The 20,892-nt window shown below is 67.2% G+C and carries 15 protein-coding genes; 4 read left to right on the top strand and 11 right to left on the bottom strand.

Translation table 11 applies throughout. The annotated features are described in order from the left end of the window. Nucleotides 1-89: 89 nt before the first annotated feature. Nucleotides 90-1,181 carry a hypothetical protein gene (locus QKY98_RS15560; RefSeq protein ID WP_145248582.1) on the top strand — a complete coding sequence of 364 codons (1,092 nt, stop codon included), beginning with the start codon at nt 90-92 and terminating at the stop codon, nt 1,179-1,181. Between the two features lie 117 nt (nt 1,182-1,298). Then, the gene (locus QKY98_RS15555; RefSeq protein WP_007162373.1) at nt 1,299-1,823 is read left to right on the top strand and encodes an ankyrin repeat domain-containing protein; all 525 of its coding nucleotides are present in this window, start codon (nt 1,299-1,301) and stop codon (nt 1,821-1,823) included. Here QKY98_RS15555 and QKY98_RS15550 read toward each other — a convergent pair whose 3' ends face one another. The 7 genes from QKY98_RS15550 to fdnG form a co-directional block, all read right to left on the bottom strand. Then, complete coding sequence (locus QKY98_RS15550) at nt 1,824-2,747, bottom strand: SdiA-regulated domain-containing protein (protein WP_042138130.1); 924 nt, start codon at nt 2,745-2,747, stop codon at nt 1,824-1,826. It lies immediately after the preceding gene. Between the two features lie 67 nt (nt 2,748-2,814). Further along, the gene (locus QKY98_RS15545) at nt 2,815-6,810 is read right to left on the bottom strand and encodes a Pls/PosA family non-ribosomal peptide synthetase (protein WP_284671204.1); all 3,996 of its coding nucleotides are present in this window, start codon (nt 6,808-6,810) and stop codon (nt 2,815-2,817) included. A gap of 231 nt (nt 6,811-7,041) precedes the next feature. Continuing rightward, on the bottom strand, nt 7,042-9,303 hold the full coding sequence (gene katG / locus QKY98_RS15540; RefSeq protein ID WP_027598381.1) for a catalase/peroxidase HPI: 2,262 nt from the start codon (nt 9,301-9,303) through the stop codon (nt 7,042-7,044). 495 nt (nt 9,304-9,798) lie between these two features. Continuing rightward, nucleotides 9,799-10,716, bottom strand: coding sequence for a formate dehydrogenase accessory protein FdhE (fdhE, locus tag QKY98_RS15535; protein ID WP_144962251.1), 918 nt, complete (start codon nt 10,714-10,716; stop codon nt 9,799-9,801). Between the two features lie 174 nt (nt 10,717-10,890). Then, nucleotides 10,891-11,514, bottom strand: coding sequence for a formate dehydrogenase subunit gamma (locus tag QKY98_RS15530; protein ID WP_007162369.1), 624 nt, complete (start codon nt 11,512-11,514; stop codon nt 10,891-10,893). Nucleotides 11,515-11,560: 46 nt separating this feature from the next. Beyond that, nucleotides 11,561-12,520 carry a formate dehydrogenase subunit beta gene (gene fdxH / locus QKY98_RS15525; RefSeq protein ID WP_007162368.1) on the bottom strand — a complete coding sequence of 320 codons (960 nt, stop codon included), beginning with the start codon at nt 12,518-12,520 and terminating at the stop codon, nt 11,561-11,563. Continuing rightward, a complete protein-coding gene (fdnG, locus tag QKY98_RS15520; RefSeq protein WP_284671203.1) occupies nt 12,520-15,600 on the bottom strand; it encodes a formate dehydrogenase-N subunit alpha in 3,081 nt (1,026 codons plus the stop codon). Before fdnG ends, fdxH begins: the two co-directional genes overlap by 1 nt. A gap of 459 nt (nt 15,601-16,059) precedes the next feature. Here fdnG and QKY98_RS15515 point away from each other — a divergent pair, with 459 nt between their 5' ends. Continuing rightward, the gene (locus tag QKY98_RS15515; protein WP_007162365.1) at nt 16,060-17,520 is read left to right on the top strand and encodes a SulP family inorganic anion transporter; all 1,461 of its coding nucleotides are present in this window, start codon (nt 16,060-16,062) and stop codon (nt 17,518-17,520) included. A gap of 60 nt (nt 17,521-17,580) precedes the next feature. Then, nucleotides 17,581-18,426: a universal stress protein gene (locus tag QKY98_RS15510; RefSeq protein ID WP_027598385.1), complete on the top strand. Its 846-nt coding sequence runs from the start codon at nt 17,581-17,583 to the stop codon at nt 18,424-18,426. A gap of 18 nt (nt 18,427-18,444) precedes the next feature. Here QKY98_RS15510 and arfB read toward each other — a convergent pair whose 3' ends face one another. The 4 genes from arfB to QKY98_RS15490 all read right to left on the bottom strand — a co-directional run bounded on the left by arfB (nt 18,445) and on the right by QKY98_RS15490 (nt 20,883). Then, nucleotides 18,445-18,855 carry an alternative ribosome rescue aminoacyl-tRNA hydrolase ArfB gene (gene arfB, locus QKY98_RS15505; protein ID WP_037007065.1) on the bottom strand — a complete coding sequence of 137 codons (411 nt, stop codon included), beginning with the start codon at nt 18,853-18,855 and terminating at the stop codon, nt 18,445-18,447. 2 nt (nt 18,856-18,857) lie between these two features. Continuing rightward, a complete protein-coding gene (locus tag QKY98_RS15500; RefSeq protein WP_042138117.1) occupies nt 18,858-19,493 on the bottom strand; it encodes a DsbA family protein in 636 nt (211 codons plus the stop codon). A 1-nt stretch (nt 19,494) separates the two neighbouring features. Next, nucleotides 19,495-20,448 (bottom strand): oxygen-dependent tRNA uridine(34) hydroxylase TrhO, encoded by a 954-nt coding sequence (gene trhO, locus QKY98_RS15495; RefSeq protein WP_058792193.1) that lies wholly within the window; start codon nt 20,446-20,448, stop codon nt 19,495-19,497. Nucleotides 20,449-20,571: 123 nt separating this feature from the next. After that, entirely contained in the window at nt 20,572-20,883 is a 312-nt protein-coding gene (locus QKY98_RS15490; protein ID WP_007162358.1) for a BolA family protein, read from the bottom strand. Nucleotides 20,884-20,892: the final 9 nt, after the last annotated feature.

The following is a 20,892-nucleotide window of genomic DNA, read 5'->3' as shown; positions in this document are numbered from 1 at the left end:
CGCGGGCTCTTCCCAGCCACCTGCCGCGGTCCTGGTGTGGAGGGCCCTGGCCACCACGTCCACCTCACGACAATAACAAAGGTGCCGTCATGTCCAAGAAATCCTCCCTCTGGGCCAGCGATGGCCTGCTCGACAACAGCGACATCGTCAGCCTCGGCAACTTCACCTACCTGCACACGCTGAAGAGCGCCGCGGCCACGCCGCTGGCGCAGACCCACTCGGCCAGCACCCCTACCGTCAGCGAATTCCTCAACGGCGCCATCAGCGAGTACGTACTGGGTGGCACGCCCGACGGCATGCGGCCGTTCCTCGTCGATGGCCATCAGCTGACGCTGCACAACTCGCTCAACGGCGCCACGGCCCATACCTGGATCACCGCCGAGAACCAGGTGCTTATCACCTATGCCGGCACCACTAGAGGCGAGAATCTGCTGATCGATCCCCTCTCCACCGCCGGTGGCCTGCTGAGCGATCTGCAGATCCTCGGCCAGCAGGTCTCCAGCGCCCAGCGGCAGTCGCTGGACTTCGCCCACCAGGTCATCGAGGCGGCGGCCAAGCAGGGTTATGGCACCCAGGACATCTTCGTCACCGGCCACTCCCTGGGTGGCATCTCGGCGGCCTACGTCGCCCAGCAGACCGGTCTCGGCGGCATCAGCTTCGAGGCCTCGGGCATTCCCCGCGATGCTCAGGCCGTGGGCCATGGGGGCAATTTCGTCAATGTGGTCACCCTCGGCGATCCGGTAGCCAACTACAGCTCCGACATCCGTGGCGAACAGCCCTTCGCGCCCAGCTTCGTCAGCCAGGCCGAGGGTGGCGGCAGCCTGCCCCACTATGGCTCGCTGTTCCTGATCGGTGCCCAGGCCGACCAGCACGACCTGACCCAGGCGGCGGCCAAGGTCGGCCACCTGTTCAACGGCGACAACGGTGGCCAGGTCAATCCGCTAGGGGCGGCCCTGCATCCGCTCAGCGTGGCCGCCGGAATCGCCGAAGCGGCGCGCCTGATCGCCGAATTCCATCTGCCGGCCGCCGAATACACCAACCTCGGGGTGACCCCTACCGGTGGTTTTCTGGACACCCTGCCGGCGCAGATCGGCACGGCCCATGGCCCGGTGCTGATGGTCGGCAACTACAGCGTGGCGGAATTGCAGGCCTTCGCCGAGACCCACGCCACCTTCGGCTAGCCGGCTCGCGGCGGCCTTGTTTCGCCGCCGCGAGAGAACTCCCTCCTGCCGTTCGGGTCTGCCCTCCTATCGCCCGGGACCCCGAGGGTCCCGCCCGCCTTAGCCCAGGAGAACCCCATGACCGCAGACGGTCCCCAGCGCATGACCGATGAAGAAGCCCAGGAATTCGCCACCGAGGTGTTCAACCTCGCGCGCACCGGCAATGCCGAGGTGCTGGCCCTGGTGCTGGAAAAAGGGCTGACGCCCAATCTGCGCAATCACAAGGGCGACAGCCTGCTGATGCTGGCCAGCTACCACGGTCACCTGGAGGCCAGTCGTGTCCTGCTGGAGCACCGGGCCGATCCGAATCTGGCCAACGACATGGGCCAGTCGCCCCTGGCCGGGGCGGCCTTCAAGAACAACCTACCGATGGCCGAACTGCTGCTGGAGCACGGCGCCGCCGTGGAGGGCGCCATGCCCGACGGCAAGACCGCGCTGATGATGGCGGCCATGTTCAATCACGTGCAGATGGTGGAATTGCTGGTCGCCCGCGGCGCCGATCCCAAGGCCCGGGACGCCGCCGGCAACACGGCGCTGAGCGTAGCCCGCGCCATGGGCGCCCAGGACACCCCTGCCGTGCTGGAGCGACTGGGCGGCGTCTGATCAGCGCTTCTGGTAGCGATAGAACAGATTGGGTTCGCTGACCACATAGAGGTTGCCGGCGGTATCCAGGGTGACGCCCTCGGGCTGGCGGATCCGCCGTGACAGGCCGCCGAAGGGCGCCACCAGGGAACGGGTATCCAGGGTATGGCCCTGGTCATCGAGCTCGATCAGCACCCGCGACTCGTCGCTGAGCAGCAGCAGGTGACCGGTGCGGCGATCGACATGGACCGCGGACAGGTCACCGGTGCTGGGCGCCTGGTCCAGCCAGGCCTGGCGATCGATGATGCGCAGGGCGAAGTCGCCGTCGAAGCTCCTGAGCAGGCCACGGATTTCATAGAGCTTGCGCGGCGAGTGCTCCTTGACCACGAACAGGCGATCGCGGGCGGCGTCGTAGTCCAGGCCTTCGAAGCCCTGGTTGGCGCGGGGGAAGAGATCCAGGGTCAGGCTGCGATAGTCCTTGCGCCGGAGCACGTCGTCGCCCTCGGGGATGCCTACCAGGGTCAGGGCGTTGGCGCCCTCTTCCGCCAGCAGCAGGCGGTCGTTGCCCAGATAGGTCACGCCTTCGACATCATCGAAGCCTTCCAGGCGATGGCGTTGCAGCAGCTCGCCGTCCCGGCTCAGCGCCAGCAACTCTGGCGGATTGTTTACCACCGCCCAGAGGCGATCCCGCTCCGGGTCATAGCTGAGGTCGGACAGATTCTCGGTGACGCCGGCCACCGGCTTGGCTTCCACCGCCACCCGGTAGCGACCGAGTTCCAGGGAGGCTCGGGGTTCGCTCTGCCACTGCTGGCCGACCCAGAACAGCAACTGGCTGTCCAGATGGCTGCTGCGCAGGCCCTGGGTCACCCCCAGTGCCAGCAGCAGGGCCAGGCCCAGCAGCCAGCCGGTCCGTCCGATCCTGATCCGTCGTACCCACGCCGTCATCGCCTTGCCCCGTCATCGTTGTACGGGGCGGAGTATCCAGGGCTGTCTTTATGGTTGTGTGACAGTCCTAGCGCCGGGGCTGAACGGGGTTACCCTCCCAGCGCGAGCGACCCGGCAGGGTTTCGCCCTTCATCACCAGCGACAGCGGACCCAGTTCCACGTCGTCGCCGACGCGGGCGCCATAGAGCACCACGCTGCGCGGCCCCAGGTTGACGCCCTTGCCCAGCTCCACCTCGCCGACCTTCATCACCCGGTCTTCGAACAGATGGGTCTGGGGCCCGGCCAGGGCGTTGAGTTCGCCGTGGTCATCGAGGCGCACGCAGTCGAATTCGGTGAGGTCGGTGGTATCCAGGTAGGTGCCGCGACCCAGGCGGGCGCCGAGCAGGCGCAGCGCCAGCGGCAGCCAGGGCGTGCCGCGCAGGGTGCCGAGCAGATTGGGCACCGCCAGGGTTTCGTAGAGGCTGGTGATGGCTTCGCTGCGCCAGACGAAAAAGGTCCACATGGGCGCCGAACGCGGACGATAACGGCCTACCACCAGCCACTTGAGCCCCAGCACGACCAGGAAGCTGGCCAGGGCGAAGGCGCTGCCGGCCAGCAGCGTTTCGCCGAGCAGCTGCAACCAGGCGCCCTGCTGCCACAGCGGCACCAGGGCCTCGGCGATGGCGCAGCCGGCGGCCACGGTGAACCCGGTGGGCAGCACGATGCGCAGGGCCTCGATCAGGCCACGCGCCACCCGGCGCCAGGGGGTCGGGTGGAAGGTCAGGCTTTCCGGGTAGCCGGTGAGGGTTTCCCGCGCCGGCAGCCGGACCGCCGGCGAGCCGAGCCAGGTTTCGCCCTGGCGCAGGGGCACACCCTCGTCGAGTCGACCCAGGACACCGATCAGGGCGTCTTCGGGGATGTGGCAGCCGTCGGCGACATAGGCGCCGTTGCCGACGAAACTGCGCCGGGCGATGGAGGTGCGTCTGAGGGTCATCCAGCCCTGGGCGACCTGTTCGTCACCGAGCATCACGGCATCGGCGATAAAGGTCTCGGCGCCCAGTTCCAGCAGCGAGGAGACCGGACCCTGGGCGGTGGATATCTCGGCATCGCGACCGACCCGGGCACCCAGCAGGCGATACCAGAGCGCCGAATAGACGGTGGCATAGAGGCCCTGCAAGCTTTGCAGCGCCGACTCCTGGATCAGATTGGCCAGCCACTTGCGCCAGTAGAAGAGGCTGTCGATCGACCACTGGCCTTCTTCCAGCTGCGGCAGGATCAGCCGCCGCGCCAGGGCGCAGCCGAGCAGGGTCAGGGCGACGCTGACCACGCCCAGCGGCAGGGCCAGGACGCCGTATTGCAGGGCATCGAACAGCAGCGAAGAGGTGTGCCACCAGGGTAGTCCACCAAAGCTTTCCAGTTCGTCGATCAGCAGCGCCAGGGGAAACAGCGGCATGAAGAACAGCACCGAGACCACCAGGCCGCTGAGGGCATAGAGACCTTTCAGCAGGGCACGTTGGGCGCGGGACACCGGAGCCGGCGGCAGCACGCGGGCACCGGCGGCCCCCTGATCGCGGGCCGGCGCGCCGCCCCAGTGGCGACCGGCCGGGATGCGCTGACCGCTGCGCAGGGCGGATTGGGCCTGCAGCCGCGCACCGTCACCGAGGGCGGTGTCGCCTTCGAGGATGGCATAGGAGCCGACCTGGGCTTCGCGCCCCAGGGTCACGGCGCCGAGCAGCAATTCGCCGCGCAGCACCCGGGCATTTTCGAAATTGACGCCGTTGCCCAGGCTGGCGCCATGCCCCAGGGTCAGCAACTCGGGGACGCGCAGGGTCAGAGTGCCGACGAAGGCTTCGGCGCCGACGCGTGCGCCCAGCAGGCGCAGCCAGCCCCGCGCCAGGGGCGAGCCGCTGAGCAGGTAGGCCGGCGCCAGGGCGAGAAAGCGCTCACCCAGCCACCAGCGGTAGTAGGTCAGACCCCAGAGCGGATAGCGACCGGGCTGCAGGCGGCCGGTGAGGCGCTTGCCCACCACGGCCACGGCGAATTCCAGGCCGATGGCCAGGACGAACAGACTGAGGGCGGTCAGCATCGCCAGGGGCAGCGCGGTGCCGGAATGGATCAGCAGCGGGAAGGCCAGGAAGGGCGCCAGCCAGCGGCCCAGGCGCAGGGTCAGCAGCGGCGGCAGGGCTACCGCCTGGGCCAGGCCACAGCGCCAGCGCCGCCAGCGGCTGGGTGGCGCCCAGGCCTCGGTGGCCGTCGTTGCGCCCGCTTCGGCGGCGTCGGCCTCCAGGGCCTCGGCGATGGCGCCCAGGGTGCGGCCGGCATAGACCGCCTTGACCGTGGCACTGGCATAGCGCGGATCCTGGCGCAGGCGCGAGACCAGCCGGGCGGCGAACAGCGAGTGCCCGCCCAGGTCGTCGAAGAAATCCATCTCGGCGTGCAGCGGCTGACCGGGGAAGAGTTCGGCGGTGGCCGCCAGCAGCGCACCCAGGGCGCCGCTGGCCGGAGCGACCGGCGCCACCGCAGCGATGGCCAGGGGGCGGGCCCGCAGTTGCTTGCGATCGATCTTGCCGGAATTCAGCCGTGGCATCTCGCCGAGCCATTCGAAGCGGCTGGGCACCATGTACAGCGGCAGGCAGCCGGCCAGTTCGGTGCGCAGCAGGTCGCTGCGTGGCAGCGGGCCGCCATCGCCGACCAGGAAGGCCACCAGTTGCTCCACGCCGCCCTCTTCGCGCAGCACCACGGCCACGGTCCCGACCCCGGGTTGGCGGGCCAGGGTGGCTTCGATCTCGCCCAGCTCGACGCGATAGCCGCGGATCTTCACCTGGTCATCGACCCGGCCCAGGCAGTGCACCTGGCCGTGTTCGTCGACCCGCGCCAGGTCACCGGTGCGATAGAGCTTGAGATCGTGACTGCCGGTGCTCCAGGGATTGGGCAGGAATTTCTCGGCGGTCAGCTCCGGGCGGCCCAGGTAGCCATCGGCCACGCCGGGACCGGTGATGCAGAGTTCGCCCACCTGGTCGCGCGGCAGCAGCGCCAGCGGCTGGCTGGCATCGGCAGGCACCACCAGCAGGCTGTAGTTGGGCAGCGGCCGGCCGATGGTCACCGGCTCGCCCGGTTGCAGCGGCGCCAGACTCGCCGAGACGGTGGCCTCGCTGGGGCCATAGGTGTTGAACAGCCGCCGTTGCGGCCGGCTCCAGCGCGCCACCAGGGGCTCGGGGCACATCTCGCCGCCCAGGTTGATCAGGCGCAGGCTGGGGACGTCTTCCGGCAGCAGCGCCAGCAGGGTCGGCACCACGTGCAGCACGCTGATGCGATTGGCGCTCAGGGCGCGGGCCAGGGCCTCGGGATCGGCGGTGATCTCGCGCGGGGCCAGCCAGAGGGTGGCGCCCACCAGGTAGCTGATCCAGATTTCTTCGAAGGACATGTCGAAGGCCACCGAGAAACCCTGGTAGACCCGATCGCCGGCTTCGATGCCGAGCAGCGAATTCTCGCTGCGCAGGAAGTGGCAGATGCTGTCCTGGCGGATGCCGATGCCCTTGGGCTTGCCGGTGGAGCCGGAGGTGTAGATCAGGTAGGCCAGATTGTCCGGAGAGACCAGGCCGCGCCGGCGCAGGGTTTCGCCGCTGCCCAGGGCGACGCTCAGCGCGTCGGGGGTCCAGCAGTGCAACCCGGGGCGCGCCAGCAGATCGGCGAAGGGCGCCCCGGTGATCACGCCTACCGCCTGGGCGTCTTCCAGGCACAGGGCCACGCGGTCGGCCGGGGTTTCGGCATCGCAGGGCAACCAGGCGGCGCCGGTCTTGGCGATGGCCAGCTGCATCACCAGCAGCTCGATGCCGCGCGGCAGCCAGAGGCCGACCACGCGGCCAGGCCCGGCGCCGGCGGCCAGCAGCCGCGAGGCGGCGCGGTCGGCCCAGGCGTTTAGTTCGCCGTAGCTCAGGCTGCGCTCGCCTTCGAGCAGGGCGGGTCGCTCCGGCGCCCGCGCCGCGGTGGCCTCGAACAGATCGGCGAGGACTTCATCGCGGCACAGATCGGGGCGGATGGGGCCTTCGACCAGACTGAGGGAGAGTTCGGCAAGCGCTTCCATGGGGGACAGCCTCTGGGTGTTTAGCGCAGTTTGTATCTCCCGGGTTACGCGCTCCTTAAGGGGCGCTTAGGGTTTGCTTAAGGCTGGCGGACCCTCGCGCCGGGGGCGCCGGAATGGCTCCAGGCTGTGGCCTCCGCGAGACTCGCCACTGATCGGGGATGAACGGCGGGTCGCTGGCGAGGCCAAAAAAAACGCCTCCCGAAGGAGGCGTTTTCCGTCACCGCATGGCGATCAGCGCAGATCGAAACGATCCAGCTCCATCACCTTGGTCCAGACCTTGACGAAGTCCTTGACGAACTTCTCCTGGGCGTCGGCACTGCCGTAGACCTCGCTCAGGGCGCGCAGCTGGGCGTGGGAGCCGAACACCAGATCGACCCGGGTACCGGTCCACTTCACGGCACCGGTCTTGCGATCGCGACCTTCGAAGGTGGCCTTGTCCGGACCGGTGGCCTTCCATTCGGTGGCCATGTCCAGCAGGTTGACGAAGAAGTCGTTGGTCAGGGTCTGCGGCCGCTGGGTGAAGACGCCGTGCTTGGCGCCGCCCACGTTGATGTCCAGCACGCGCAGGCCGCCCAGCAGCACCGTCAGTTCCGGCGCGGTCAGATTCAGCAGATGCGCCTTGTCCACCAGCAGGAATTCCGGCTTGACCTTGAACTCCCCGCCCACATAGTTGCGGAAGCCGTCGGCCCAGGGCTCCAGATGCCCGAAGGATTGCACATCGGTCTGTTCCTGGGAGGCATCCACGCGACCCGGGGTGAAGGGCACGCTGATCGAGTGCCCCGCCGCCTGGGCGGCCTTTTCCACCCCGACGCTACCGGCCAGCACGATCAGGTCGGCGATGGACACCTGCTTGCCCTGCCCTTGGAAGTCACGCTGGATACCCTCCAGCACACCCAGCACCTTGGCCAGTTGCGCCGGCTGGTTGACGGCCCAGTCCTTTTGCGGCGCCAGGCGCAGCCGGCCGCCATTGGCCCCGCCGCGCTTGTCGGAACCGCGGAAGGTGGAAGCCGCCGCCCAGGCGGTGCCGACCAGTTCGGACACGCTCAGGCCGGACGCGGCCAGCTTGTCCTTGAGCGCCTTGACCTCGGCCTCGCCCAGGGGCGCACCTTCAGCCTTGGGCAGCGGGTCCTGCCAAAGCAGCTCCTCGGCCGGGGTTTCCGGGCCCAGGTAACGGGCCAGCGGCCCCATGTCCCTGTGGGTCAGCTTGAACCAGGCACGGGCGAAGGCATCGGCCAGCTGGTCCGGATTTTCCAGGAAGCGGCGGGAGATCTTCTCGTAGGCCGGATCGAAGCGCAGCGCCAGGTCCGAGGTCAGCATGGTCGGCTGGTGACGCTTGCTGGGATCGTGGGCATCGGGCACGGCATTGGCACCGGCGCCGTCCTTGGGCCGCCACTGGTGGGCACCGGCCGGGCTCTTGAACAGCTCCCACTCGAACTTGAACATGTTCTCGAAGTATTCGTTGCTCCAGCGGGTCGGCGTGGAGGTCCAGGTCACTTCGAGGCCGCTGGTGATGGTGTCGGCGCCCTTGCCGGTGCCATAGCTGTTCTGCCAGCCGAAGCCCTGCTGTTCCAGGTCGGCCGCTTCCGGCTCGGCACCGACGCTGGTGGCCGGGCCCGCACCGTGGGTCTTGCCGAAGGCGTGGCCGCCAGCGATCAAGGCGACGGTTTCCTCGTCGTTCATGGCCATGCGGCCAAAGGTTTCGCGAATGTCATGGGCCGAGGCCACCGGATCGGGATTGCCGTTGGGACCTTCGGGGTTCACGTAGATCAGGCCCATCTGCACGGCAGCCAGCGGGTTCTCCAGCATGCGGCTGGAACCCAGGTTGCGGCTCTGCTCGACCGGATGCTGCTCGGGCTGTGCGGTCAGCACGCCGTCACCGGGCTGCTCCATCTGCTTGTGCTCGCCGTAGCGGACATCGCCCCCCAGCCAGACGGTCTCCGAGCCCCAGAACACCGCGTCGTCCGGTTCCCAGACGTCCTGGCGACCGCCGGAAAAGCCGAAGGTCTTGAAGCCCATGGATTCCAGGGCAACGTTGCCGGTGAGCACGATGAGATCGGCCCAGGAGATCTTGCGGCCATACTTCTGCTTGACCGGCCAGATCAGCCGGCGCGCCTTGTCCAGGCTGACGTTGTCCGGCCAGCTGTTGAGCGGCGCGAAGCGCTGCTGACCCTGACCGGCGCCGCCACGGCCGTCACCGACTCGATAGGTGCCGGCGCTGTGCCAGGCCATCCGCACGAACAGCGGGCCATAGTGACCGAAGTCAGCCGGCCACCAGTCCTGGGAATCGGTCATCACGGCGCGCAGGTCGGCCTTTACCGCTTCCAGGTCGAGGCTCTTGAATTCGGTGGCGTAGTCGAACTCTTCGCCCATGGGATCGGAGAGCGAGGAATGCTGGTGCAGGAAGTTGAGATTGAGCTGGTTCGGCCACCAATCCTTGTTGGTGGTACCGCCGCCGGCGGCGTGATTGAACGGGCACTTGGATTCGGTCGACATCTTCTTGGCTACCTCAGGGTCTTGTTCATCCGGTTGTCAGCCGCGACAGCAGCACGGCCTGCAGAAGGCGTGGTTCCGGTCGCGTCGGCCTAGGGGCTCGACAGACACCGATGCCGGCGTCGAGCCGGCTCCGGAGAGAGCCCCACCATGGGCGAAGCGGACGTTGCGGTCATTGTTATCCCCTCATCAGATGGGCACACCGACGAAGCGGCGCAATCTCCATACTAGACGGCTTCGCCGCCCGGCGTGATAGAAGGTTTTGTGCCCCTCGATAGACTGGCTCTGCAAGATGACCCGCAGGTGACAGGGCATCCTCGAGCGACTCTTGGCGCGATAAGCAAAGTTGGCGACCGCTTCGCCGAGGTTCGCGCGGCTTGGCTTCACGAAGCGCAACCGGAGAGCGTGTGCCTACAGAGGCCCGGGCGGAGCAGCGCGCCATATGCGGAAACAGAAGGAACGGCGACCGCCCTGCCCCGGGCGGTCGCCATGCCCGGTCTAGCCCGGGGCGAAGAGCAGGTTGGGCGCGTGGCGCTCGTAGCCCTCTTCCGCCAGGCGCACGTCCAGCGCCAGGCTGGCGAGGTCGGCGGACAAGGGTTCGCTGCGGGCGTCGTGGTCGCGATAGAGGTGCTTGAGATAGGTCTTGCAGTGGGCACAGGTCTCGGCGCGCAGCGGGGCCTTCTGGGCGTTGGCGTCGTCGGTGGTCAGGGAGTAGTAGCCCAGCCCCTTGCCGGTCTCGCAGTGGCTGCACTTGACCCGCACGAAGTGCCATTCGCAGGCGCACAGCGAACAGGTGAGGTACCTCAGGCCATTGGCCTTGCCCAGGTGATGGATGACGCCGGCCATGGGCGGCGCACCGCAGCAGGGGCAGGCCGTCTGGCTGCCCTGTTCGCGCAGGGCGCTGAAGTCGCTGCGCTGCAGCCAGTGGGTCCAGGCCACCTGCAGGGCGGCGCCGAGAAAGGGCACCACGCCGGCCGGCACCAGCTCGTAGCTGCCCGCCAGCAGGGCAATGGCCCAGGCCTTGCGCTGGCCCGCGTCGGCCTGGCGCAGTTCGTCCAGGGCGGCCTGCACCGGTGCCTGAGAGAGCGTGAGGGTCTCCAGCAGGGCATCCAGGGCGGGCAGCCAGTCGCCTTCGCGGACCAGGGTGTCGTAGCCCAGGGGCGGCAGACCGTGCTGCAGACTCCGGGCGCTACGCGCCTCGTCCAGCGGCAGGGGCGCGAGGCGGTCGAAGACCCCTTGCTGGGCCTCGCACACCTCGGCCATCAGCAACAGGTAGTCGCCCAGGGCATTGCCGGTGGCCAGCAGGCGCAGGCGGTCGGCGCGATAGCCGAACAGCTCGCCACCGGGCAGCAGGATGAAATCGGGATTGACGGCCGCGGCTTCGATTTCGCCGGGCTCGAGGATCTGGCCCGCCATGGCAGGGCTCCTTAGCAGAACGGTGGAAGAGAGGATTCAGGATAGCGGGCGGGTTGGGGTGCGGGCTTCGCTACCCTCACCCCAACCCTCTCCCGGAGGGAGAGGGGGCAAAAAATGCCGCGTACCTCATCCGGTAGGTTGGGTTGAGCGTAGCGAAGCCCAACAGCAAAGGGCTCACTTCTTCTCGCGGGTGACCTTCTCGTACCACAGCGAGTGGTGCTTCTTGGCCCAGGCCCGGCTCACCCAGCCGGTCATCATCGCGGTCACCGAACCCTTGATCCAGATCCCGGCATAGATGTGCACGATGATCGACAGCACCAGCACGAAGGCGGCGACGGCATGGGCCAGGGCGCCCAGGCGGATCACCGGGATGGGGAACAGGTGGGCGAAGTACTGCCGCCAGATGACCACGCCGCTGACCAAGAGGACCAGCATGCAGGCCAGCAGCACCCAGAACAGGATCTTCTGCCCGGGGTTGTACTTGTCGATCGGCGGCAGCTTTTCCTCGCGGTTGTTCAGGACGTCGTTGATCTGCTTGAGCCACTGGGCGTCTTCGCGACCGATCTTGTTGTGCCGCCAGAAGCGGATCACCAGAAAGGCGAAGAACACGAACATCGCCACACCCATGAAGGGATGCAGGATGCGCGTCCAGGTGCCGCCGCCGAACAGGTTCGACAGCCAGAACAGCGCGGGATGGAACAGCGCCAGCCCCGACAGCCCGGCCATGAAGAACAGGATCGCCACGATCCAGTGGTTGGTCCGCTCGTTGGCGTTGTAACGCTGGATTTCAGGTTTCATCTCGATCTCCCAGGACGCCCCCGGCCAAGCCGGGGGCGTACGCCTGCTAGGGCTGCTTGTCGTGCGGATCGAAGATCTGCACGGACGGACTCAGCTGCTTGACCTCGCCCCTGGGCGCATCGCCCTCGGGACGGGGCGGCGCCTCGACCACCTCGTCGTCGTCATCGGTCCGGTTGGGGCCGACACGCACGTAGTGGAAGAAGCCGGCCAGCACCGCCGCGCCCATGGCGAACAGCGCCAGGGGCTTGGTGAAGCCCTTCCACAGGCCCACGGTGGGGCTGATGGTCGGGTCCTTGGGCAGGTGGTTGTACAGCTGCGGCTGGTCGGCATGGTGCAGCACGTACATGACGTGGGTGCCCCCTACCCCAACCGGGTCGTACAGACCGGCGTTCTCGTAGCCGCGACTCTTGAGATCGACGATGCGCTCGGCGGCGTGCTCCTTCATGGCGTCCTTGGTGCCGAAGGTGATGGCGCCGGTCGGGCAGGTCTTCACGCAGGCCGGCTCCAGGCCGACTCCGACCCGGTCCGAACACAGCGAGCACTTGTAGGCCTTGTTGTCCTTCTTCGAGATCCGCGGGATATCGAAGGGGCAACCGGCGATGCAGTAGCCGCAACCGATGCAGTGGTCCTGGTTGAAGTCGACGATGCCGTTGGCGTACTTGACGATGGCCCCCGGACTCGGACAGGCCTTGAGGCAACCCGGCTCGGCGCAGTGCATGCAGCCGTCCTTGCGGATCAGCCACTCCAGCTTGCCGGCCTCGTCCTCGTGCTCGGTGAAGCGCATCAGCGTCCAGGAGTCCGCGGTGAGGTCCGCCGGGTTGTCGTAGGTGCCATGGGTATGGCCCACCTCATCGCGCAACTCGTTCCATTCCGAGCAGGCGACCTGGCAGGCCTTGCAGCCGATGCACTTGGACACGTCGATCAGCTTGGCCACTTCCGCCTGGGTGCGCACCGAGGTGTAGGCCGTGGTGGTCGCGGAGCGGGCATAGATATCCTGACTGGCCATCACGCTTTCTCCACGTTGACGAGGAACGACTTGAACTCGGGCGTCTGGGTGTTCCCGTCACCCACGAAGGGGGTCAGGGTGTTGGCCAGATAACCCATCCGCGCCACACCGGAGAAGCCCCAGTGGATGGGGATGCCGACGTGGTGCACCGTCTCGCCGTTGACCTGCAACGGACGGATCCGCTTGGTCACCACCGCCTTGCAGACGATGTGGCCGCGCTTGGAGGTGACGCGCACCAGATCACCGGCGGCGATGCCCTTCTGCTTGGCCAGCACCTCGCCGATCTCGACGAATTGCTCCGGCTGGATGATGGCGTTGAGGCGGCAGTGCTTGCTCCAGTAGTGGAAGTGCTCGGTCAGGCGGTAGGTGGTGGCTGCATAGGGGAAATCCTTGCGATCACCGAAGTCCGCCCAGTCATCCTTGAGCACCCGCGCCGCCGGGCTGTTCAAGGCCTTGCGGTTGTTGGGGTGCAGCGGGTTGACGCCGATGGGGGTCTCGAACGGCTCGTAGTGCTCCGGGAAGGGCCCTTCAGCCATCTTGTCCAGGGCGAAGAAGCGCGCCACCCCTTCGGGGTTCATGATGAAGGGACTCATGCCATCGGCCGGCTTGGCGTCGATCTTGTAGTCGGGCACGTCGGTACCGCCCCACTTCTGCGCCTTGTCGTTCCACCACACCAGCTTCTTGCTCGGGTCCCAGGGCTTGCCCTGGAGATCCGAGGAAGCGCGGTTGTAGAGGATGCGTCTGTTGTTCGGCCACGACCAGGCCCAGCCCAGGGTCTGCCCCATGTGGAAGGGATCGCTGTTGTCGCGCCGCGCCATCTGGTTGCCCTGCTCGGTCCAGGACCCGCAGAAGATCCAGCAACCCGAGGCCGTGCTGCCGTCGTCCATCAACTGGCCGAAACCGGCGAGCTGCTGCCCGGCCTTGGCCGAGACCGCACCCTTGGCATCCAGCACATCGGTGACGGCGTAGCCGTTGAACTCCTTGGCGAGTTCTTCCGGTGCCGGCTCTTCGGGCTTGGCGTAGGGCCAGGACAGCCCCAGGATGGGATCGGGGAAGGCCCCGCCCTCCCTGGCATAGGCCTCGCGCAGCTTGAGGAACAGCTCGGACATGATGGCGATGTCGCTGCGCCCTTCGCCGGGTGCCTCGGCGCCCTTGTAGTGCCACTGCAGCCAGCGGCTGGAGTTGACCAGAGAGCCATCTTCTTCGGCGAAGCAGGTGGTGGGCAGGCGGAACACCTCGGTCTGGATATCGGCGGTGTTCACATCATTGTGATCGCCGTGGTTGCGCCAGAACTCGGAGGTTTCGGTGGCCAGGGGGTCCATGATCACCAGCCACTTGAGCTTGGACAGCCCGCGCATCACCTTGGCCTTGTTGGGGAAGGCGGCGATGGGGTTGAAGCCCTGGCAGACATAGCCGTTGACCTGGCCCTTGCCCATCATGTCGAAGTAACGCAGGACGTCGTAGCCGGCGCCGGTGACATCAACCTTGGGCAACCAGTGGTAGCACCAGTCGTTGTCCTTGGTGGCCTTGTCGCCGTACCAGGCCTTCATCAGGCTGACGTGAAACTTGCCGTAGTTCTGCCAGTAGCTCAGCTGCCCCGGGCGCAGCGGCTTGCTGGCGCGCTTGGTGATGAAGGCGTTGTAGTCCTGCTCGCCGTCACCGCCGATGGTCAGGTAGCCGGGCAGCTGGATCGACAGCAGACCCAGGTCGGTGAGGCCCTGGATGTTGGAGTGACCGCGCAGGGCGTTCATGCCGCCACCGGGCATGCCGATGTTGCCCAGCAGCAACTGCACCATGGCACCGCAGCGGATGATCTGCGCGCCGATGGAGTGCTGGGTCCAGCCCAGGGCATAGAGGATGGTCATGACGCGACCGGGCGCCGAGGTCTCGGCGATTTCCGCCCAGACTTTCTGGATCGCCTCGGGCGGCGTGCCGCAGGTCTGGCTGGCCACCTCCAGGGTGTAGCGGCTGTAGTGCTGCTTCATCAGCTGGAAGACGCAGCGCGGATCCTGCAGGGTCGGATCGATCTTGACGAAGCCGTCGTCGCCGATCTGATAGCCCCAGTTCACCTTGTCGGTGTAGGTGCGCTTCTCCGCATCGTAGCCGTTGTACAGGCCGTCCTCGAAGGTGAAGCCTTCCTTCACCAGGAAGCCGGCGTCGGTGTAGTTGCGGACGTACTCCTGCTGGATCTTGTCGTTCGTGATCAGGTAATTGATCAGCCCGCCCAGGAAGGCGATGTCGCTGCCGGTACGGATCGGCGCGTAATAGTCGGCAACCGAAGCGGAACGGGTGAAACGCGGATCGACCACGATCAGCCGGGCGTTGTTGTGCGCCTTGGCTTCGGTGACCCATTTGAAGCCGCACGGATGGGCTTCAGCGGCATTGCCGCCCATGATGAGGACGAGATTGGCGTTCTTGATGTCGCTCCAATGATTCGTCATCGCACCACGGCCAAACGTCGGGGCAAGACCTGCCACCGTCGGGCCGTGTCAGACGCGCGCCTGGTTGTCGAAGGCCAGCAGGCCCAGACTCCGTGCGATCTTGTGCGTCAGATAACCGGTTTCATTGGAGGACGCCGAGGCGGCCAGGAAGCCCGTGGTCAGCCAGCGATTGACCGTCTGGCCCTTGTCGTTGGTGGCGATGAAGTTGGCATCGCGGTCTTCCTTCATCAGGGTGGCGATGCGCCCGAGCGCCTCGTCCCAGCTGATGCGGGTCCACTCGTTGCTGCCGGGCTTGCGGACTTCGGGGTACTTGAGGCGATTGGGGCTGTGGATGAAATCCAGCAGGCCAGCGCCCTTCGGGCAGAGGGTGCCGCGATTGACCGGGTGGTCGGCGTCGCCCTCGATGTGAATGATGTTCTGGGCCACGTTCTTGGCCCGGTCGCCCATGCTGTACATGATCAGGCCGCAGCCGACCGAGCAGTAGGGACAGGTGTTACGGGTTTCCACGGTGTGCGCCAGTTTGAAATGGCGCACCTGGTCGGCAAAGGCGGCTGTGGGAGCCATGCCTAACGCCGCCAGGCTGGATCCCGCAAGGCCGACTCCAGCGACCTTGAAGAATTGCCGACGGTTCATATCCACGGTTCTTATCCTCGTTCAGGCTGGGTCCGGTGCGTAGCCGGACCCTGCACAGAGAGTAACTCAACCGTTTGGCTTATCGAGCGCTTCGCTGTTGTCGCCGATCAATGGAAGTCGGCCTTCCGTCTCCTGATCCGCCGCGGTCTGACGAACGGGGTGGCGAGTGGGCAGCGGATCGCGACTGCTTATCCAGCGGATGTGCAAGGTCAGGGCCTGGCGAAAGGCGTCCGGTAGAGCGGTCCGCCGATCCCGTCGATTCGGCAGCGCCGGAAAGTCATGCTAAGCTCGCTAACTTTCCTCGCGATGCCTCGGACCCCTTCACCATGTCCAAGCGCCTGCCGACGCCGCCATAGCACCACCCCTCCCCCGGTAACCGCCCCTGCGGCGGCTGCCCGTGTCTTGCTGCCCTGTCGTCTCTCCGCGATCGCGCCCCGCCGCGCCATCGCCCGTTCTGGATACGCCATGAAAAGTGTCTCTCCCCGCGCCGACATCCTGGCCGGTCTCACCACGTCCTTTGCCCTGGTGCCCGAGTGCATCGCCTTCGCCCTGGTCGCCCATCTCAACCCGCTGATGGGGCTCTATGGCGCCTTCTTCATCTGTACCCTCACCGCCCTCTTCGGTGGCCGCCCCGGCATGGTCTCCGGCGCCGCCGGCTCCATGGCGGTGGTCATCATCGCCCTGGTGGTGCAGCACGGCGTGCAGTACCTGCTGGCCACGGTGGTGCTCGGCGGCCTGCTGATGATCGGCTTCGGTCTTCTGCGCCTGGGCAAGCTGATCCGCATGGTGCCGCACCCGGTGATGCTGGGGTTCGTCAACGGCCTGGCCATCGTCATCGCCCTGGCCCAGCTGGAGCACTTCAAGCAGGGCGAGACCTGGCTCAGCGGTACCCCGCTGTATCTGATGATCGGCCTGACCGCAGCGACCATGGCCATCATCTGGCTCCTGCCGCGCCTGACCCGCGCCGTGCCGCCGGCCCTGGCCGCCATCCTCGGCGTCGGCCTGGCGGTGCACTTCCTCGACCTGCCGACCCGTACCCTGGGCGACATGGCCCATATCGCCGGCGGCCTGCCGCGGCTGGCGCTGCCCGACATCCCCTGGAGTCTGGAAACCCTGCAGATCATCCTGCCCTATGCGGTGCTGATGGCCCTGGTCGGCCTGCTGGAGACCCTGCTGACGCTGAATCTCACCGACGAAATCACCGAGAGCCGCGGCCGCCCCAATCGCGAGTGCGTGGCGCTCGGCGCGGCCAACCTGGCCTCGGGGCTGTTCGGCGGCATGGGCGGTTGCGCCATGATCGGCCAGACCATGATCAACCTGAGTTCGGGTGGCCGTGGCCGGCTGTCAGGGGTGGTCGCCGGCGTGCTGATGCTGCTCTTCGTGCTGTTTCTCTCGCCGCTGATCGAGCGCATTCCCCTGGCGGCGCTGGTCGGCACCATGTTCGTGGTCGCCCAGCAGACCTTTGCCTGGGCCTCGCTGCGGGTGCTGCACCGGGTACCGCGCAGCGACATGCTGATGATCGTCGCCGTCACCGTGATCACCGTCTTCGCCGATCTCGCCACCGCGGTGCTCTGCGGCATCGTCCTGGCCGCGCTCAACTTCGCCTGGCAGCACGCCCGCCGGCTCTATGCCGACAGCCACCTGGAGGCCGACGGCAGCAAGAGGTACCAGGTCCACGGCACCCTGTTCTTCGCCTCCACCGCCACCTTTCTCAACCAGTTCGATCCGGCCGGCGATCCCGCGAAGGTCGTGGTGGACTGCCGCCACCTGAGTTTCGTCGACTATTCCGCGGTGGCGGCGCTGCATACCCTGCACGAACGCTATGCCAAGGCCGGCAAGCGGGTGCGGGTGCTGCACCTGTCGCAACGCTGCAAGCAGCTGCTGCGTCGCGGCGGGGTGACGGACGACCTCGCCCTCGGCGATTGAACCCCGGACGGCGCCGCCGGGTCTCTCCCAGCAATGTCCTGCTCCCGGAGATCCGCGGCCATGTCCAAGATCCTTGCCTGCCTCGACGGCTCGGCCGTCAGCGCCGCCGTCTGCGACTTCGCCGCCTGGGCGGGTCTCGCCCTGGATGCCCCGCTCACCCTGCTGCATGTACTGGATCAGCGCCGCTTCCCACGGCCGGGCCAGGCCACGCCGCCGCTGCTGGTCAACCGCGAACACCTGCTCACCGAGCTGGCCGCCCTGGACGCCCAGCGCGGCAATCTCGCCGAAGACCAGGGTCGGCTGCTGCTCGATGCCGCCCAGTTGCGGGTAGAGGAGCAGCAGGCCCGCTGCGCCGGCGCCGTGCTGCAGCACGGTGACCTGATAGGTTCGCTGGAGAGTCTGCAGGAGGATTTCGACCTCATCGTGCTGGGCCGCCAGGGCGAGGACAGCCCGCCCAAGCGGCTGATCGGTCGCCATCTGGAGAGCGCCATCCGCCTCCTGCATCGCCCGCTGCTGGTGGCCGGCCACCTGTTCGTCAAACCCGACGGCGTGCTGCTGGCCTATGACGACAGCAGCAGCGCCCGCAAGGCGGTGACCTGGGTGGCCAACTGCCGACTGTTCGACGGCCTGGCCTGCCACCTGGTGACGGTTGGCCGCGACCGCGAAGAACGCCGCGTCGCCCTCGCTCGCGCCGCCGACGAACTCAGAGCCCGGGGCCGCACGGTCACCACCGCCATCACCGACGGCGACGTGGAGCTGGGCCTGGAGCGTTATCGCAAGCAGCACGGTCTCGAGCTGGTGGTGATGGGCGCCTTCGGCCACTCCCGCCTGCGCCACTTCTTCATGGGCAGCAACACCCGCAACATGCTGGAAGCCGCCGGCAGCGCGCTGATCGTGGTGCGCTAGTTAAGGCTCGCGCGCACCCTAGAAATCCACCCGTCCGCGACTGGCCTTGAGGCCGCTGCGACGCGACTTGCCTTCCAGGCGGCGCTGCTTGGAGCCGTAGGTGGGCTTGGTGGGTCGCCGTGGCTTTTCCTGGACGTTGGCGGCGGCGATCAGCGCGGCCAGGCGCTCCAGGGCATCGGCGCGATTCTGCTCCTGGGTGCGGTATTGCTGCGCCTTGATCACCACCACGCCGTCGCGGCTGATGCGCTGGTCGCGCAAGGCCAGCAGGCGCGCCTTGAGCGCTTCCGGCAGCGACGAGGCCTGGATGTCGAATCTCAGGTGGACGGCGCTGGAGACCTTGTTGACGTTCTGGCCACCCGCGCCCTGGGCGCGCACCGCGGTGAGCTGGATTTCCTGCTCCGGCAGCGTCAGACGCTCGTCGATGACCAGGGTCACGCCGGCTGCGCGCCGCGGCTGAGCCAGGCGTCCAGCAGCGGCTCCAGTTCGTCCAGCGGCTGGTAGCCGTTGGTGATCAGCGCCAGCTGGCCGTCCCGCTCGGCCAGCAGCGTGGGGAAACCGGCGATGCCCAGATTGAGTGCCCAGTCGAAGTCGGCCTGGGTGGCCTGGTGCGCCGCCTCACCGTCGAACAGCGGGGCGAATTCGATGCGCGGCAGGCCACAGGCCTCGGCCAGTTCCACCAGCAGCGCCGGCTGGGTGACGTCGCGGGCTTCGACATAGAAGGCTCGCTGGATGCGCTTGGCCAGCGGCCAGACGGCCTCTTCGTCGAGTTGGCGCGCAGCGACCAGGGCGCGGCAGGCCGGCTCGGTGTCGTACACCAGGCCTTCCGGCGGGCCCTGGTCGAGGGCGAAGGGCTGGCCAGTGGTCTCCTGTACCGCCTGCCAGTAGGCCAGGGTGCGTACCCGGCTGGCGGTGTCCTGGGCCACCCGCTCGCGGCGCAGGCCGCCGACCACCAGCTGCAGGGGGATGTCCTGGGCAGCCGCCCGCTCGGCCAGGCGCTCGACCACCGGGGCGAAGCCCCAGCACCAGGAGCACATGGGGTCCATCACATAGAGCAGGCGACCGGTCATCCTAGACCTCCTCGAGGCTGGGCGTGGCGTTGAGCCGCGGATCGCGGCCGATGGGGTGGGGTTCGTTGCGCAGACGCGCCAGTTCGATCTGCTTCTGCCGCTCGCGAGCGCCAGCGCGGGTCTTTTCCGACAGCGAATCCCAGCAGTGCGGGCAGCTGATGCCGGGGCTGTAGTGCGGCGACTGCATGTCTTCCGGCGAGACCGGCGTGCGGCAGGCATGGCACTGGTCGTAGACCCCTTCGGCGAGGTCATGGGTCACGGTCACCCGGTTGTCGAAGACGAAGCACTCGCCCTCCCAGCGCGACTCGGCCGCGGGCACCTCTTCGAGGTACTTGAGGATGCCGCCCTTGAGGTGGAAGACCTCGGGAAAGCCCTCCTGAAGCATGAAGCTCGACGCCTTCTCGCAGCGGATGCCGCCGGTGCAGAACATGGCGACCTTCCGGTGCCGGGCCGGATCGAAGTGCTCGCGGATATAGGCCGGGAAATCGCGAAAGCTCTTGGTCTTGGGATCGATGGCGCCCTTGAAGCTGCCGATGCCCACCTCGTAGTCGTTGCGGGTGTCGATCACCAGCACCTCGGGATCGTCGACCAGGGCATTCCAGTCCCGGGGTTCGACATAGGTCCCCACGCGGCGGTTGGGATCGACGCCAGGCACGCCCAGGGTGACGATTTCCTTCTTCAGCTTGACCTTGGTGCGATAGAAGGGCTGCTCGGCGCAGTAGGATTCCTTGTGGTCGATGTCGACCAGGCGCGGATCGGCGCGCAGCCAGGCCAGTACCGCATCGATGCCTTCGCGGCTGCCGGAGACGGTACCGTTGATGCCTTCCTCGGCCAGCAGCAGGGTGCCCTTGACGTCGTTCGCCAGGAGGGTCTGCAACAGGGGTTCACGCAATTGGACGTAGTCGTCCAGGGTGACGAACTTGTACAAGGCCGCCACGACAATCTTGTCGGTCATCTTCGGGTTCCCAGGGGTCGCCCTCGCAAAGGGCGGACCGGTTAGACGAAAACGCCGGCAAGGATGCCGGCGCCGATCAAATTTTAACCAATACAGGCTATCGCTGAACAGGGCTGGCGGGACTCAACCCGCCAGGTCGTGCTTGCTGCCGCCGCGGCAGGTGGGCGAATCCGGTGCCTGCCCCTGGGCCGCCCACTCTTCCGGGGTGTAGGTGTGCAGCGCCAGGGCATGGAACTGGCCCATGAGTTCGCCCAGGGTGCCGTAGACCTTCTGGTGGCGCTTCACCGCGTTGAGACCGGCGAAGTGCGGGCTGACCACCACCGCCTTGTAGTGGGTCTCCTGGCCGCGACTGTGCATGTGGCTTTCGTCCAGCACCTCCAGGTGCTCGGGTTGCAACAGGCCCAGGCTGGACTGGATACGTTCGCGCATGCTCATGGGGATACC

This window comes from Pseudomonas sp. HR1, from assembly GCF_030175875.1.
Lineage (GTDB): Bacteria > Pseudomonadota > Gammaproteobacteria > Pseudomonadales > Pseudomonadaceae > Chryseomonas > Chryseomonas oryzihabitans.
Note: the sequence above shows the minus strand (reverse complement) of the source record. Positions and strands in the feature narration are given on the sequence as shown.